Annotated in this window: 14 protein-coding genes; 9 read left to right on the top strand and 5 right to left on the bottom strand. The window is 69.9% G+C overall.

The window, feature by feature from the left end:
* Positions 1-16: 16 nt before the first annotated feature.
* The 5 genes from G6032_RS13595 to G6032_RS13575 form a co-directional block, all read right to left on the bottom strand.
* Positions 17-529: a hypothetical protein gene (locus G6032_RS13595; RefSeq protein ID WP_165282691.1), complete on the bottom strand. Its 513-nt coding sequence runs from the start codon at positions 527-529 to the stop codon at positions 17-19.
* A 121-nt stretch (positions 530-650) separates the two neighbouring features.
* On the bottom strand, positions 651-3,368 hold the full coding sequence (gene ppc, locus G6032_RS13590) for a phosphoenolpyruvate carboxylase (protein ID WP_206211986.1): 2,718 nt from the start codon (positions 3,366-3,368) through the stop codon (positions 651-653).
* A gap of 6 nt (positions 3,369-3,374) precedes the next feature.
* Positions 3,375-4,043, bottom strand: coding sequence for a glutathione S-transferase N-terminal domain-containing protein (locus G6032_RS13585; RefSeq protein WP_165282690.1), 669 nt, complete (start codon positions 4,041-4,043; stop codon positions 3,375-3,377).
* A gap of 56 nt (positions 4,044-4,099) precedes the next feature.
* Positions 4,100-4,582, bottom strand: coding sequence for a YajQ family cyclic di-GMP-binding protein (locus G6032_RS13580; RefSeq protein ID WP_165282689.1), 483 nt, complete (start codon positions 4,580-4,582; stop codon positions 4,100-4,102).
* Between the two features lie 12 nt (positions 4,583-4,594).
* Complete coding sequence (locus G6032_RS13575; protein WP_165282688.1) at positions 4,595-4,924, bottom strand: pilin assembly protein; 330 nt, start codon at positions 4,922-4,924, stop codon at positions 4,595-4,597.
* 162 nt (positions 4,925-5,086) lie between these two features.
* Between G6032_RS13575 and G6032_RS13570 the strand changes: the two genes are divergently transcribed.
* From G6032_RS13570 to trpA, 9 genes are all read left to right on the top strand, one after another.
* A complete protein-coding gene (locus tag G6032_RS13570) occupies positions 5,087-6,235 on the top strand; it encodes a hypothetical protein (RefSeq protein ID WP_165282687.1) in 1,149 nt (382 codons plus the stop codon).
* 55 nt (positions 6,236-6,290) lie between these two features.
* Positions 6,291-8,159 (top strand): SLC13 family permease, encoded by a 1,869-nt coding sequence (locus tag G6032_RS13565; RefSeq protein ID WP_165282686.1) that lies wholly within the window; start codon positions 6,291-6,293, stop codon positions 8,157-8,159.
* A gap of 244 nt (positions 8,160-8,403) precedes the next feature.
* Positions 8,404-9,765 (top strand): anthranilate synthase component I family protein, encoded by a 1,362-nt coding sequence (locus G6032_RS13560; RefSeq protein WP_165282685.1) that lies wholly within the window; start codon positions 8,404-8,406, stop codon positions 9,763-9,765.
* A gap of 14 nt (positions 9,766-9,779) precedes the next feature.
* Positions 9,780-10,361 (top strand): aminodeoxychorismate/anthranilate synthase component II, encoded by a 582-nt coding sequence (locus tag G6032_RS13555; RefSeq protein ID WP_165282872.1) that lies wholly within the window; start codon positions 9,780-9,782, stop codon positions 10,359-10,361.
* Positions 10,358-11,392 carry an anthranilate phosphoribosyltransferase gene (gene trpD, locus G6032_RS13550; RefSeq protein ID WP_165282684.1) on the top strand — a complete coding sequence of 345 codons (1,035 nt, stop codon included), beginning with the start codon at positions 10,358-10,360 and terminating at the stop codon, positions 11,390-11,392. Before G6032_RS13555 ends, trpD begins: the two co-directional genes overlap by 4 nt.
* Entirely contained in the window at positions 11,389-12,213 is an 825-nt protein-coding gene (locus tag G6032_RS13545) for an indole-3-glycerol-phosphate synthase (protein ID WP_165282683.1), read from the top strand. The genes trpD and G6032_RS13545 overlap by 4 nt, the downstream gene beginning before the upstream one ends.
* Positions 12,210-12,815, top strand: coding sequence for a phosphoribosylanthranilate isomerase (locus G6032_RS13540; protein WP_165282682.1), 606 nt, complete (start codon positions 12,210-12,212; stop codon positions 12,813-12,815). The genes G6032_RS13545 and G6032_RS13540 overlap by 4 nt, the downstream gene beginning before the upstream one ends.
* Complete coding sequence (gene trpB, locus G6032_RS13535; protein WP_165282681.1) at positions 12,812-14,062, top strand: tryptophan synthase subunit beta; 1,251 nt, start codon at positions 12,812-12,814, stop codon at positions 14,060-14,062. The genes G6032_RS13540 and trpB overlap by 4 nt, the downstream gene beginning before the upstream one ends.
* Complete coding sequence (gene trpA, locus G6032_RS13530) at positions 14,059-14,826, top strand: tryptophan synthase subunit alpha (protein ID WP_165282680.1); 768 nt, start codon at positions 14,059-14,061, stop codon at positions 14,824-14,826. Before trpB ends, trpA begins: the two co-directional genes overlap by 4 nt.
* Positions 14,827-14,831: the final 5 nt, after the last annotated feature.

Raw genomic sequence — 14,831 nt, 5'->3', positions numbered from 1 at the left:
ATCCCGATGTCATGGGCTACTGATCCCCGCCCGGTTCCTCGAGGTCGATGCCCCGTTCCTTGGCGCGCTGTCTCATCTGGTCCCGGTGTTCGGCACGGATCCGGGCACGTTCTTCCTCGCTCGTCGCGGACTGCATTCTTTCCTGGTAACGCGTCCGCTCCTGCTCGGTCATCATCTGTCCACCGAAGATGTCGTCCTGGTGGATGCGATCGCGGTCACGTTCCTGCAGCTGGTCCCGGTCGCGTTCCTGCAGTTGCTCCCGGTCGCTGTCGCTGCTGGCCAACCGGTCCTGCTCTTTCTCTTGAGTTTTCTCCTGCGCTTTTTCCTGTGCCTGCAGCCGCTCCTGGTCACGCTGCTGCATTTGCTCGGCCGATTTCATGTGTTCCCGGCTCTGCATGCGTTCCATCTGTCGTTCTTGCGTGGTCTGGGTGGCGCGCTCGCCCGAGCGGCTCTGTTGCGACCAGGCGGTCGCAGAACCAGCCGCCAGTGCGGCCGTGGCCAGCACCAGTATCAATGTTCTGATGGTCATCACTCGATCCTCCTTTCAGCTCCAGGCTGGAACTGCCTTCATAAAGAGGATTGGCCCGGAGCGGGGCGAGCGGTATAGGGCGTGCACCCCATGTCTGCATGCCCTTCCGGCGCGTGACGCGTCAGCCGGTGTTCTGCAGTCCGTGGGCGATGCCGTTGATCGACAACAGCAGGGCGCGGAACAAACCGTCGTCCTCCCTTCCTGACGCTCGCCAGCGGCGCAGCAGATCGACCTGCAGCAGGCTCATCGGGTCGACGTAGGGATTGCGCAGCCGGATGGTGCGATCCAGCGTCGCGTCGGACTCGAGCAGGGTCTTGGCGCCTTTCAGGCGCAGTACGGCGGCCACTGTACGGCGGAACTCTTCCTCTATGACACCGTGGAAGCGCTGCAGCGAGGGATCCGCCAGCTCCGCGTAGCGGCCCGCGATCTGCATATCGCATTTCGCCAGCACCATCTCCAGGTCCTCGAGCATGGCGCGCATGAACATCCATTCCCCGAACATCTGCTTGAGCGGCGCCTCGCCGTGCCGCGCGATCGCCGCTTCGAGGCCGGTGCCCACGCCGTACCACCCCGGCAGGATGGCGCGCGTCTGGGTCCAGGCGAACACCCAGGGAATCGCGCGCAGGTCGCGAATTCCCTGCATCTTGCGCCGGGAGGCCGGCCGCGAGCCGATGTTCATGCGCTCGATGACGTCGATCGGCGTCGCCTGGCGGAAATAGGCGTAGAAGTCCTCGTCCTCGTGGACGAGCGCCCGGTAGGCACTGCGACTGTCGGCGGCCACTTCCGCCATGATTTCCCGCCACAACGGGGGCGGCGGCGTCCCGCCGTCGCGCAGCGTGGCTTCCGCCACGGAGCTGGCGGCCTGCTCCAGCGTGCGGATCGCGATGCCTCGCAGGCCGTACTTGGCGTTGATGATTTCACCCTGTTCGGTGACCCGCAGCCGGCCGCGCACTGCGCCGCGCGGCGCCGCCAGCGCGGCGGTGTGGGTGCGTCCGCCCCCCCGGCTGATGGTGCCGCCGCGGCCGTGGAACAGCGTGAGGTCGATATCCCGGCTCTCCGCCTCGGCGACCAGCGCCTCCTCGGCGAGATGCAGCGCCCAGCGCGCCGCGACGATGCCGGAATCCTTGTTCGAGTCCGAATAGCCGATCATGACCACCTGGCGCCGTCGACGGGTCTCGAGGTGCGCGCGATAAACGCGATCGTCGAGCAGTTCCGCAACGATCTCGGGGCCGCGCTCGAGGTCGTCCACGGTCTCCAGCAGCGGGGCGATGTCCAGCGGCACGACGCCGTCGGCGTCCACCAGCCCCGCCCAGCGGGCCAGCAGCAGCACGGACAACACGTCGTCGGCGCCCTGCGCCATGGAGATGATGTACGGGCCAATGGCATGGGTGCCGTAGGTCTGGAGAGCCTCGCCGGCGGCGCGGAACACCTCCAGGGTCTTGTCCGCCTCGGCATCTGTGACGAGCGGGCACTGCGCGCCTTCGTCGAGCAGTTGGCGCAGGCGGGCGGCGCGCTCCGCGCGCGGGCGCTCCATCCACTGCGCGTCGCCCAGGCAATGGCCGATGCAGCGCCGGTGGACCTCCGAGTCCTGGCGCAGGTCCAGGGTGGCCAGGTGGAAGCGGAAGGTCTCGGCGCGCCACAACAGCCGTTCCACGGCGAACAGGCCGGCGTTGCGGCCCTTGTTCTCCGCGAGGCTCGAGGCCATCAGCCGCAGGTCGGCGATGAAGGTCTTGGCATCCGGGTAGCCGACAGGGTCTCCGTCGCGCGTCGCCGCGAGGCGGGTGGAAAGCTGCGCGCAGAACACCCGGTACGGCATGTCGCGGTGGCGCGGGGCGACATGCTCGAGCGCCGCGGGGAACGCCTCGGAGTAAGCTTCGAGCCGGTCGAGGAACGGCTGCGAAAAGCCGATCCGGCTCGGCGCCTGGGACAGCTCCGCGGCGACCTTGCGCAATTCGCCGCGATACAGGTTCAGCGCGGTGAGGCGATGCAGGGCAAGGGTTTCGCGGATGGTCTCCGGCCCGACGTTCGGGTTGCCGTCCATGTCGCCGCCGACCCAGCTGCCGAAGCGGAATATCACGCCCGGGCGGAAGCCTGGGTCGTGTTCGCCCCAGACATCCGCGATCGCCGCCTCGAGTTGTTCATAGACGACCGGGATGACGCGGTAGATGCTTTCCGCGATGAAGAACAGCACCTGCTCGCGTTCGTCACTCACCGTGATGCGCGTGTTCGGATGCTGCTCGGTCTGCCAGCCGCTCGTGACCTGGGCGCGGATATTGGCGAGCAGTGCCGCCTGCTCCTGCGGCGTCAGCGAGGCGTCCATGCGCTCGACCAGCCGCCGCGCGATCTGCTGCTGTTTCAGCAGGATGGTGCGGCGGGTCGGCTCGGTCGGGTGCGCCGTGAACACCGGCTCGATCTGCAGGTTATCGAGGAATGCCCTGGCGTCGGCGGGGTCGGGGCAGCGCTCCGCCAGCATCCGCATGGCGGCCTCGAGGCTGTCGGAGCGACGCTGGCGCGTGTCGCGCAGCCACTCCCGACGCCGCCGGATACGATGCACTTTCTCGGCGATGTTGACGACCTGGAAATAGGTCGAAAAGCCGCGCAGCACGTCGGCGGCGGCCGGTGTGTCCAGGGAATCCAGCAGCGCGCGCAGGTCGCCGCGCTGGCCGGTCTCGCGCTGCAGGATGGCCGCGCGACGGATCTGCTCCACGGCGTCGAAAATCCGCTGGCCGCACTGCTCGGCAATGACCTCGCCGACGATCGTGCCGATCTCGCGCACGTCTTCCCGCAGGGGGACGTCCTTGCTTTCGAAACGGACGGGCTCGCGTGTGATGCCGCTCAAGATCGGTCAGACCAGCATCTTGCGCGCGGCGCCGACGAACTTGCCGACATCGGGACGGGGATTCCACGGTTTCGGCACGTCCATGCCGCGCTGCACGGCCGGGCGCGCGCCGATGACGTCCAGCCAGCGCTGCAGGTGGGCGAGGCCGTCCACGGAGACCCCGGACCAGTCGTGGGTGACGATCCACGGCCAGGTCGCCATGTCGGCGATCGAATACTCGCCGCCGAGGAACTCGTGCTCCGCGAGGTGCCGGTCGTAGACCTCGAAAAGGCGGCGCACTTCGCGCTGGTAGCGCTCGATGGCGAACGGGATTTTCTCCTCCGCGTAGCGGTAGAACACGTTGGCCTGGCCCTGCATGGGGCCGACGCCCCCCACCTGGAAGAACAGCCATTGCATCACCACGGAGCGCGGCTGCGCCTCCGACGGCAGGAACCGGCCGGATTTCTCCGCCAGCCAGAGGAGGATCGCGCCGGACTCGAACACCGGAAAGTCGCCGGCCTCCCGATCGACGATCGCCGGGATACGCCCGTTCGGGTTGATGGCGAGAAACGCCGGGGTTTTCTGCTCCCCGGCCGCGAGATCGACCGCGTGGACGGTGTACGGGACCCCCATCTCCTCCAGGGCGATGGACACTTTGCGGCCGTTCGGCGTGGGGGCCGTGTAAAGATCGATCATCGGTGCTCCGTGGTTCCCGTGCGCGGGGTGCTGCCGGGGATTTCAGTCGCGGAATTTCAGTCGCGGAAATTGGTGAATTGCAGCGGCAGCTCGAGTTCGGCGCCTTTCAGGAGCGCGATGACTTCCTGCAGGTCGTCGCGTTTCTTGCCGGTGACGCGGACCTGGTCGCCCTGGATCTGCGCCTGCACCTTGAGCTTCGCATCCTTGATGCGCTTGACGAGCTTGCGCGCGCTGTCCGAGTCGATGCCATGCCGGAGAATGACTTTCTGGCGTGCCTTGTTCAGGGCGATCTCGGGCTCCTCGATTTTCATGCAGGCCACGTCGATGCCGCGCTTGGACAGTTTCTGGGTGAGGATGTCCACCATCTGCTTGAGCTGGAAATCGGCCTCCGCCTCGAGGCTGACGACGAAATCCGCGACTTCGAATTTCGCGCCGGTGCCCTTGAAATCGAAACGGGTATCGACTTCGCGGTTGGCCTGGTCCACTGCATTGGCCACTTCGTGGCCGTCGAGTTCGGATACGACGTCGAAAGAAGGCATGGCTGTTCCGCCTCAGCCGGGCTGGCCGAGGCGCTCCTTGTATTTTCGGGTGAGTTCCAGAAAGCGCGGCGTCGGGCCGGCATCTTCGTAAACGGGGTCGCCGTGATCGTCCTCGCTGACAATCCGGCCGCCGCGCTCGTAGGGCATCGCCGCTTCGAGCTCCGCGAGGGCCGCCGCGAGGATGTCGCGGAGAATGTCTTCCTCCGGCACGGCGGGGAACATTTCGGCCAGCGCGTGGATGCGCGCGGCGTCCTCGACCGGCAGGTGTATCGCGTAGGTTTCGGCGGTCAGCGACGGCCGGCGAGTGCCTTCCCAGTGTTTCAGCAGGTCCCTGATTTTCACGCGTCTCTCCTGTTCGAGACCCGAATCATGGTGCGCCCGGCGCGTCGCTGCAAGGCGTGCACGCTGTTTCGGCAATGAAGCGCCGCATAACGACCCTTACACCATAGCGCGCCGCGCGGGACACTGTCGTCGCTCTTCAGCAACAAAGCAGGGAGACCAGGGATGGTGGACCGCGATGAGCTCCGGGCGCTGGCGGCAGGGACGCCGCCGGCGCCCGCCCGCGTCGTGATGGTGGATGCCGCCTGCGTGCCGGACACGCTGGATGCCCCCGTCGAGGCATTGCACAGCGCGCGGCGCGCGGGTTGCCGCAGCACGTTGCGGCTTGCCGGCGTCGCTGCCGGCAGCGATGCGCCGGCGATGCTGGCGGCGCTCGATGCGCGCCTGGCGCGGGAGGGCGGGCGCCTGGCCCCGGATGCGCTCGCGCTGCCCGCGGCCATCGCGTGTCCCGGAGAGCTCGCGCTGGGCGCCGTCGGGGCCTGCGACGTTTCGCCCGTCTACCTGCTGCTGCCGGCGGGTGCGCTGGAAGCCGTGCAGCGGGGGCGTGCGCTTCGCCTGCTGGACGGGGTCGAGGTCGACGCGCGCCGCTGGTGGGGCAGCCTGCTGGCCCTGGCCGCCATGGCGCCCGCCGTGAGCCTCGTCCCGGAGCTGCCGGGGCCCGGGCTGGCGACGCTGGCACCGTCCGGGCGGTGGCTCGGACCCTCGCCCGGCGTCGGCGAACTGGTGCCGGGCTCGCCGCACCGTCTCAGGCTGTCTTTCGATTTCGGCATGTTGATCGACGCCAGCGCAGACCGTCCGTCGGCGCTGCGCCGCCTGGCGGAGCGACTGGTGGTGATGGCGGACGAATTGCTCGGCCGGCTGCCGCCCGGCAGCGGCATGCGTCGCCTCGCGCTGGAACTGGAGGGGATCGGCCACGCCGCTCTCAGGCGCGGGTTCGCACCGGGCAGTCATGCGGCGCTCGACTGGACGAGGGAACGGCTGTGGGCCTTTCGCGAGGGCGCGCGCGCCGGGTCGGTCGCCCTGGCCCGGACGCATGGCGGCGGCCCTGGAATCGCCATCCCGGGTGGCCTGGAGGTCGCCGACGCCGACGCTCTCGAACGGGACCTGTTGGTCCACGGCGCGCGGCACTCGCACTTGTTGTGTCTTTCTCCCTGGAGCCTCGCCCCCCCGGAACTGGGCCGTCCGGGTCTCGGATTGTTGCCGGCGCTGGCGGCGGCCGACGGCATCGCATGGCGCCGCCCGGATACGGAATGCAAACCGGAACTGTACGACGAGGCGCTGCGCTTCGCCTGGGCCGTGGCGCTGCGCAGCTAGCGATGTCCCCCCCGGGCATGGTAAATGTGCCCCCCCTAAGCAGCCCCCGGGCCCGATGGATACGATCGCGACAACCGCGTTACCGGATACCCAGGCCCTGGCCGTCATCGGGCTCGCACTGTTCGCCCTGGTCGCGCTGACGCGTCCGTCGGTGCCGCAGGAGTCGACGAGCCTGATGGTGCTGATGCTGCTGGTGCTGGGCTTCGAGCTGTTCCCCTACGAGGGACCGGGCGGCGCGCTGGGCTCCACCGAGTTCCTCGCCATGTTCGGCAATGCCGGTCTGATCACCGTCATGGCGCTGCTGGTCGCCGGCCGGGCGCTGGAGGTGACCGGCGCCCTGCAGCCGCTCATCCGGCTGATGTTGAAAGCGTGGAGCGGGCCACGACCGCTGGCGCTGATCGTGACGCTGCTCGCCTGCGCGTTCACTTCGGCGTTCCTGTCGAACACCATCGTCGTGCTGGCGCTGCTACCCGTGCTGGTGGGCGCATCCGCCCGCCTGCGCTTTCCTGCTTCACAGGTCCTCATGCCGGTGGGCTTCGCCGCGCTGCTCGGGGGCATGGCCACGACCATCGGCACCTCGGCGAACCTGCTGGTGGTCAAGGAAGCGGAACGGCTCGGCCTGCCGCCGTTCGCGATGTTCCAGTTCATCGTCCCCGCCGCCGTGGGGCTGGTGGTCGGGCTGCTGTTTCTCTGGCTGGTGGCGCCACGGATCCTGCCGGAACGCGATGCGCCCATTCGCCAGGCGGCGCCCCGCATCTTCAAGGCGGTGTTCTTCGTCGGCGAGGACGGCTGGGCCGTCGGACGCACACTGGCCGAGCTGCGCGAACGGACCGGGCGGCGCATGAACGTGTCGCGCGTGCAGCGCGGGGACGGCCTGCAGGTGGCGAAACTGCCCGCCATGCGACTGCAGGTGGGCGACCGGCTGTTCGTCGCGGATACGCGCGAGCACCTCAAGGAGTACGAGCGCCTTCTCGGCACCCGCATGCACAGCGAGTTTGCCGGCGACGAGGAGGACGTCGGCGACGAAGCACGGGCGGCGGAGCAGCAGCTCGCCGAGCTGGTCGTGACGCCCGATTCCCCGCTCTATGGCAAGACACTCTCGACCACGCATTTCCGGCAGCGTTTCCGTCTGCTGCCGCTGGCCATCCACCGGGCGACAGCGGCGGGCACCAGCGAGATCACGGGCGATTTCGAGGACGCGGTGCTGCAGGCGGGCGACGTGATCCTGGTGCAGGGACCGCCGGAACGCCTGCGCGAATTGCGCTCCAGCGGCAGCATGCTGGTGCTGGACGGTCGCGTCGACCTGCCCAAGACGCGTCGTGCGCCGCTTGCGCTCTGCCTGATGGCGGCGATCGTGCTGGCGGCGGCGACCGGCTGGATGTCGATCAGCGTCAGCGCCACGGCGGGCGCCGCGTTGCTGATCGCGACCGGCTGCATCGGCTGGCGGGAAGTGGCCGGCGCGCTTTCGGCGCCGCTGGTTTTGATGATCGTCATGAGCCTGGCGCTCGTGCAGGCTTTCATCGCCACGGGCGCCGACCTGTTCATGGCCAGCCTGTTTCTCGACCTGTTCGGCGGCCTGCCGGCGGCCGTCGTGCTTTCGGTGATCATGCTGCTGGTCGCCATCGCGGGCAGCCTGGCGCCGAACGTCGCGGTGGCGCTGATCTCGGTGCCGGTCGCGATCGCAGCGGCCCGGGGACTGGGTGCGCCGCTGGAACCGTTCGTGCTCGCGGTGCTCTTCGGTGCCAATCTCAGTTTCGCCACGGCGCTGGGCTCGCGTCCGAACCTGATCATCTCCACGGCGGGGGGCTACCTGGCGCGTGATTTCATGCGGGTGGGCATCCCCCTCACCGTGCTGGTCTGGCTGGCGATCTCGGTCACCCTGGCGGTGCGTTACGCGGTCCCGTGGGACCTGGCGGCCGGCTGAAGCGCGCCCCGGGGGCTGGCTGGGGGTTGACCGTCGTGCCGGGCCGAGTAACATCCGCAACACCATGAATGCCGAACCTTGCAGCGCGCGCAGCCACGGTGGGTGGCGTCCCGGAACCCCGGAGGGGGTCCGGTCGCGCACAGCCGGCTGAAGCGGCTCACGCTCCGAACCCATCTCCGGAAACCGCCGGGGATGGGTTTTTCGTGAGCTCCTCCCGGACGGCCAGACGCCTCTAGGAGGACTGATGCAGGCCCCGTTTGATATCGCCGCCGACCTGGATACGCCGGTTTCGGCCTACATGAAGCTGGCGCCGTTTCGCCCCCGCTTTCTCCTCGAGAGCGTCGAGGGTGCGCAGCGCCTCGGCCGCTATTCCTTCATCGGTTTCGGCGACGCGCTCACGGTGCGGCTTGACCGCGAGGGGCTGCACTTCGGCGGCCGGTCCGTCGGCCTGGACAACGGCCTGCTGCCGGCATTGCGTGCGGCGCTCGCCAGCGCGCCGATCCTGTCCCCGGAAGCAGGGCTCCCCTTCGACGGCGGCCTGGTCGGCATCGCGGGCTATGACATCGTCCGGCACTTCGAGCGGGTCCCGGTGGGCGGCGACGGCTTTCCGGAGGGCCTGTGGGTCGCGCCGGAGTCGTTGCTGGTTTTCGATCACCTCACGCGGCGTGCCGCGCTGCTGCATGCCGGCGACGAGACCGAACGCGTCGCGCTGCGGCGCGAAGTCGTCCAGGCGCTGGCCGGGGGCGTGCCTTTCCGGCGTGCCGGCCGGCACGCGCCGCCCGAGGCCAGTATGAGCGAGGCGGAATTCATCGCTGCGGTCGAGAAGGCGAAGGGCAACATCACCGCCGGGGACGTCTTCCAGCTCGTGCTGTCCATCCGCTTCGCCGGCTTCAGCGATCTCGCCCCCTTCGAAGCCTACCGGGCCTTGCGCCTGCTCAATCCCTCGCCGTACATGTATTTTCTCGAACTCGACGGGCTGTCCGTCGCCGGTTCATCGCCCGAGGCGCTGGTCAAGCTGGACGGGCGGCGCGCCGCGTTGCGCCCCATCGCGGGCACCCGCCCGCGCGGCGAGACACACGATCAGGATCTCGAGCGCGAGGTCGAACTGCTCGCCGATCCCAAGGAGAGCGCGGAGCACGTGATGCTGGTGGACCTGGCGCGCAACGATCTCGGCCGGGTCGCCGTGCCGGGCTCGATCCAGGTCGAGCCGAGCCGCGCCATCGAGCGCTACAGCCACGTGATGCACATCGTCAGCGGCGTCAATGGCGAGCTCGAGGCCGACCGCGATGCCTTCGACCTGTTCGCCGCCACCTTCCCGGCCGGCACCCTGGTCGGCGCGCCCAAGGTGCGCGCGATGGAACTGATCAACCATTACGAGCCGGTCGGACGCGGCCTTTACGCCGGCACGGTCGGCTACTTCTCGAAACGCGGCGGCATGGACCAGGCGATCGCGATCCGGACCCTGGTGTTTCGCGGCGACGAATACAGTTACCAGGCGGGCGCCGGCATCGTGGCCGACAGCGTGCCGCTCAACGAATACCGGGAGGTGCTGGCCAAGAGCGCCATCCTGCGACGTGCGCTGGAAATGGCGGAGGCAGGCCTGTGAACGCCCGCGTGCTGATGATCGACAACTATGACTCGTTCACCTACAACCTCGTGCAATACCTGCGCATGCTCGGCGCGGAGGTGCTGGTGCATCGTAACGACGCGCTCAGCGTCGATGCGGCGCTCGCGCTCGCCCCGACGCACGTCGTGGTCTCGCCCGGTCCCGGGACGCCGCGCGACGCGGGCATTTCGATCGACGTGATCCGGGCGTTCGCCGGTCGCGTGCCGGTGCTCGGCGTCTGCCTCGGGCACCAGGCGCTGGTCGAGGCCTGGGGCGGACGAGTGCGTCCGGCCATGACCCTGATGCACGGCAAGACCTCCGAGGTGTTCCATGACGGCCGCGGCATCTTCGCTGACCTCCCGCCGTCGTTCGCCGCCGGGCGCTACCATTCGCTGGCCGTGCGCCGCGAGGAGTTGCCCGGGGAAATCGAAGTCAGCGCCACCACCGAAGACGGCGAGGTCATGGGCGTTCGTCACCGGACGCTGATGGTCGAGGGCGTCCAGTTTCATCCGGAGAGCGTGTTGACGCCTCACGGGCTGACGCTGCTCAGGACCTTTCTCTCGCCCGGCTACACGACGCAAGGAAATGCATCATGAGCGGCACTCCTGCGACCCTCGAAAAACTGCTGCAGCGGATCGACCTCGAGGAAGCCGAAGCCGCCGCCCTGATGTTGGCATTGACGGACGAAGCGCTGCCGCCGGCGCTGGCCGCCGCGCTGCTCACCGCACTGCGCGCCAAGGGCGAGACCGCCGCCGAGCTGCGCGGCTTCGCCACCGCGATGCGGCAGCTGGCGCGGACGCCGCAGATCCCGGCCGACCGTCCGGTGCTCGACATCGTCGGGACCGGCGGCGACGGTTCCGGCAGCCTGAATCTCTCCACCGGGGCGTCCCTGCTCGCCGCCGCCTGCGGCATTCCCGTCGTGAAGCACGGCAACCGCAGCATCTCCAGCCGCAGCGGCAGCGCGGACGTGCTGGAATCTCTCGGCATGCGGCTCCCGGAGGACGAAACGGCCGCCGTGTCGTGCCTGGAGGCGACCGGCTACACCTTCCTCTTCGCACCCTATTTTCATCCGGCCATGAAGGCGCTGGGTCCGGTGCGGCGCGCCATGGGCGTGCGCACCGTGTTCAACATGCTCGGCCCGCTGACCAACCCGGCTGCACCGCCCTTCCTGCTGCTGGGCGCATTCAGCCCGGCTGCAGCCCGCCTGATGGCGGACGCGATGGCCGGGTTTCCCGGGTTGCGGCGCGGCTTCGTCGTGCATGGAGCGCCCGGCTGGGACGAGGCGACACCCGTCGGCCCGTTCCTGTTGCTGGATGTGCGTGACGGGGCGGTCAAAGAGACGCAGCGCGATCCGGATGAATGGGGCTTGGCGCGCTGCTCGGCCGAGGACCTGGCCGGCGGCGACGCCCAGTACAACGCGGCCCGGCTGCGCGCGGTGCTCACCGGCCGGGAAGAGGGTGCCCACCGGGATGCCGTGCTGCTGGGCGCGGCGCTGGCACTCGAACTCACCGGGCTGGCCGCGGACCCCGGCGAGGCCATGAACCGGGCGCGCGTCGCGCTGGCGGACGGCCGGGGGGGCGCCCTGCTCGCGGCGCTCGCAGGACGGGCCGGGGCGCCGGCCGCATGAGTTTTCTCGCGCAGATGGCAGGCCATTCCGCGGAGCGTGTCGGCGCGGCGCGCGCGCGGCGCAGCGAGGCGGCCCTGCTCGCCGCCTGCGCCGAAACGCCGCCGCCGCCGCCCCTGCGGCTGGCCGGCTTCGACCTGATCGCGGAGATCAAGCGCAACTCCCCGGCGGAGGGTGCATTGGCGCTCGATGCCGATGTGCCGGAACGGGCGGCGGACTATGCCGCGACGGGCGCGGCCGCCATTTCTGTCCTGACCGAGCCGGCGCGTTTCAGCGGCAGCCTCGACGATCTCGCCGCGGCCGCGGTGGCGGCGGCGCCGCGCCAGGTTCCGGTGATGCGCAAGGATTTCCTGGTGGACCCGTGGCAGGTGCTCGAGGCGCGCGAGGCCGGCGCGGGCGGCGTCCTGCTGATCGTGGCGATGCTCACGGACGATCAACTGGACGAGCTGCTTGCCGCGGCGGCCGAACAAGGCCTGTTCGTGTTGCTCGAAGCCTTCGATGAAGCCGACCTCGAGCGCGCGGCGAACCGAGTGTCGGGCGATACGGACGGCGCGCCGCGCCTCGTCGGCGTCAACAGCCGCGACCTGCGCACCCTGGCGGTCGATCCGGCGCGCCTGGGCCGACTCGCGTCCTGCCTGCCGCCCGGGGTCCCCGCTGTCGCCGAGAGCGGACTCCACACGGCGGACGACGCCGCGGCTGCGGCGGCGCTCGGGTATGCGGTGGCGCTGGTGGGTACGGCACTGATGCGGGCGGCGGCGCCTGCGAAACTCGCCGCCGCGATGATTGCGGCAGGCCGGCAGGTCCACATGGAGAAAACGGGATGAATGTGTTCGTCAAGATTTGCGGCCTGACCACGGCCGAGGGCGTCGCCGCAGTCGCGAGTGCCGGCGCGGATGCAGCCGGCTTCGTTTTTTCGCCGTCACCTCGCCAGGTCACGCCCGCCGCCGCGCGCGCGCTGGCCGCCGGGCTGCCGTCGGGGATTCGCAGGGTGGCGGTGTTCCGCCATCCGCCGCCGGGCTTCATTGCGAAAGTGCTGCAGGAATTTCCCGCCGACTGGGTCCAGAGCGACGCGGTGGACCTGCCGGGCGTCGACCTCGGCGGAGCGGAGGCGGTCCCCGTGTTCCGCTCCGGCGCACCGCTGCCGGACCTGTTGCCGGAACTGCTGTTGTTCGAGGGCCCCGACAGCGGCGCCGGGCAGGTCGCCGACTGGCAGACGGCCGCCGGACTGGCGCGCGGTACGCAGGTCATTCTCGCGGGCGGCCTGCGGCCCGACAACGTCGCGGCGGCGCTGGAGCAGGTCCGGCCATGGGGTGTGGACGTCTCCAGCGGGGTCGAATCGGCCCCGGGCATCAAGGATCCCGCCCGGGTCGCAGCCTTCGTCGCCGCGGCGCGCGGCCACCATTCGTTACAGGAGCACAGCACATGAATCGCACCGCCAGCCAGGCCGAAGCCGCGCCGTCCGATCTCGAGGCGCTGCTCGACGGCCGCCTGCCCGACGCCCGCGGGCGTTTCGGTCCCTGGGGCGGGCGTTACGTTCCGGAGACGCTGGTGCCCGCCCTGGACCGGTTGCAGGAGGGGATTGCGCAACACCTGCATTCGGCCGAGTTCCAGGGGTGCCTCGGCGCCGAGCTGCGCGACTGGGTCGGCCGGCCCACGGGGCTCACTTTCGCGCCGCGGCTGTCGGCCGCGTGGGGCGCCGAGCTGTGGCTGAAGCGCGAGGATCTCGCGCACACTGGTGCGCACAAGATCAACAACGCGCTCGGCCAGGCGATGCTCGCCAAGATGCTCGGCGCGAAACGTATCGTCGCCGAGACCGGGGCGGGGCAGCACGGCGTCGCATCGGCGGCGGCCTGCGCGCGCATCGGCCTGCCCTGCGTCGTCTACATGGGCGAGATCGACTGCGAACGCCAGGCGCTGAACGTGGACCGCATGCGGCGGCTCGGCGCGGAAGTCGTGCCCGTCACGAGCGGCGACCGGACGCTGCGGGCGGCGATCGACGAGGCGCTGCGCGACTGGGTCTCCGATCCCGAGGGAACCTACTACCTGCTCGGTTCGGTGGTCGGTCCGCATCCCTATCCCTACCTCGTCCGCGAACTGCAGGCGGTGATCGGCCGCGAGGCGCGCGCGCAGGTCATCGAGCGGGCCGGGGGGCTGCCCGACATGGTCGTCGCCTGCGTCGGCGGCGGCAGCAACGCCATCGGGCTGTTCCACGGCTTCCTCGGCGATCCCTCCGTGGAAATCATCGGTGTCGAGGCGGGCGGCCACGGCACCGCGCTCGGCGAGAACGCGGCCACCATCAGTTTCGGCCGCCCCGGCGTCCTGCACGGCACCTACTCCCTGCTGCTGTCCGACGACGACGGCCAGGTCTACGAGACCGACAGCGTGTCCGCCGGCCTCGATTACCCCGGGGTCGGGCCGGAGCATGCTTTTCTCGCCACCATCGGCCGGGTGCGCTACGAGTACGCCGACGACACGGAGTCGCTCGCCGCGCTCGACGAGTGTTGCGAGCTCGAGGGGATCCTGCCGGCGCTGGAAACGGCCCATGCCTTCGCCGGCGCCCGGCGCTGGGCGCGCGCGAACCCGGGAAAGCGGATCCTGCTCGGCCTCTCGGGCCGGGGCGACAAGGACATGCCGACGCTGGCGCGCTTTCCGAAGCAGAGGGCCGCGCAATGATCCCGCACGAGCGCATCAGCGCCGCGATCCGTGCCGCGGGTGAGGACGGCCGCACGGCGCTGGTCGCCTTCATGACGGCGGGCTACCCGGACAAGGCATTGTTCCGCACCACGCTCGCGGAACTCGCCGGGGCCGCCGACGTGGTCGAGGTCGGCGTGCCGTTCACCGACCCCATGGCGGATGGGCTCACCATCCAGCGCGCCAGCCAGGGTGCGATCGCCCAGGGCGTGACCCTCTCGTGGATTCTCGACGAGATCGCCGCGATGGATCCGCCGCCGGCGGCGCCGGTGGTGCTCATGAGCTACCTCAACCCGCTGCTGGCGATGGGGTATGAGCGGCTTGCCGCGCGGGCCATCGACAGCGGCGTCGCCGGCTTCATCGTCCCGGACCTGCCGCTCGACGAGAGCGGGCCGCTGGATGCCGCGCTCGCGGCGCGTGGCCTCGCCCTGATCCACCTGGTCAGCCCGGTGACGCCTCCGGAACGGGTCGCGGCCGCGGCGCAGGCGAGCCGCGGCTTCCTCTACGCGGTGAACGTCACGGGCATCACCGGGGGGAAGAAGGCGGCCGACGGCGATCTCAAGGCATACCTCGGGCGGGTCGTGGCGGCCTCCCCGGTGCCGGTGTGCGCCGGCTTCGGCATTCGCAGCGCGGCGCAGGTGGCGGATCTCGGCCAGGTCGTCCCGGGCGTGATCGTCGGTTCCGCGCTCGTCGAGGCACTGGAGCAGGGCATCTCGCCTGCTGCCTTTCTCGCCACGCTGGCATAGAATCG

Source organism: Wenzhouxiangella sp. XN24 (assembly GCF_011064545.1).
Lineage (GTDB): Bacteria > Pseudomonadota > Gammaproteobacteria > Steroidobacterales > XN24 > XN24.
Note: the sequence above shows the minus strand (reverse complement) of the source record. Positions and strands in the feature narration are given on the sequence as shown.

Excerpts from the sequence above, each read along its gene's own strand:
- G6032_RS13595 (WP_165282691.1), bottom strand. The coding sequence starts at position 529 with ATGACCATCAGAACATTGATACTGGTGCTGGCCACGGCCGCACTGGCG.
- G6032_RS13585 (WP_165282690.1), bottom strand. The coding sequence starts at position 4,043 with ATGATCGATCTTTACACGGCCCCCACGCCGAACGGCCGCAAAGTGTCC.
- G6032_RS13580 (WP_165282689.1), bottom strand. The coding sequence starts at position 4,582 with ATGCCTTCTTTCGACGTCGTATCCGAACTCGACGGCCACGAAGTGGCC.
- G6032_RS13570 (WP_165282687.1), top strand. The coding sequence starts at position 5,087 with ATGGTGGACCGCGATGAGCTCCGGGCGCTGGCGGCAGGGACGCCGCCG.
- G6032_RS13565 (WP_165282686.1), top strand. The coding sequence starts at position 6,291 with ATGGATACGATCGCGACAACCGCGTTACCGGATACCCAGGCCCTGGCC.
- G6032_RS13560 (WP_165282685.1), top strand. The coding sequence starts at position 8,404 with ATGCAGGCCCCGTTTGATATCGCCGCCGACCTGGATACGCCGGTTTCG.
- G6032_RS13555 (WP_165282872.1), top strand. The coding sequence starts at position 9,780 with ATGATCGACAACTATGACTCGTTCACCTACAACCTCGTGCAATACCTG.
- trpD (WP_165282684.1), top strand. The coding sequence starts at position 10,358 with ATGAGCGGCACTCCTGCGACCCTCGAAAAACTGCTGCAGCGGATCGAC.
- G6032_RS13545 (WP_165282683.1), top strand. The coding sequence starts at position 11,389 with ATGAGTTTTCTCGCGCAGATGGCAGGCCATTCCGCGGAGCGTGTCGGC.
- G6032_RS13540 (WP_165282682.1), top strand. The coding sequence starts at position 12,210 with ATGAATGTGTTCGTCAAGATTTGCGGCCTGACCACGGCCGAGGGCGTC.
- trpB (WP_165282681.1), top strand. The coding sequence starts at position 12,812 with ATGAATCGCACCGCCAGCCAGGCCGAAGCCGCGCCGTCCGATCTCGAG.
- trpA (WP_165282680.1), top strand. The coding sequence starts at position 14,059 with ATGATCCCGCACGAGCGCATCAGCGCCGCGATCCGTGCCGCGGGTGAG.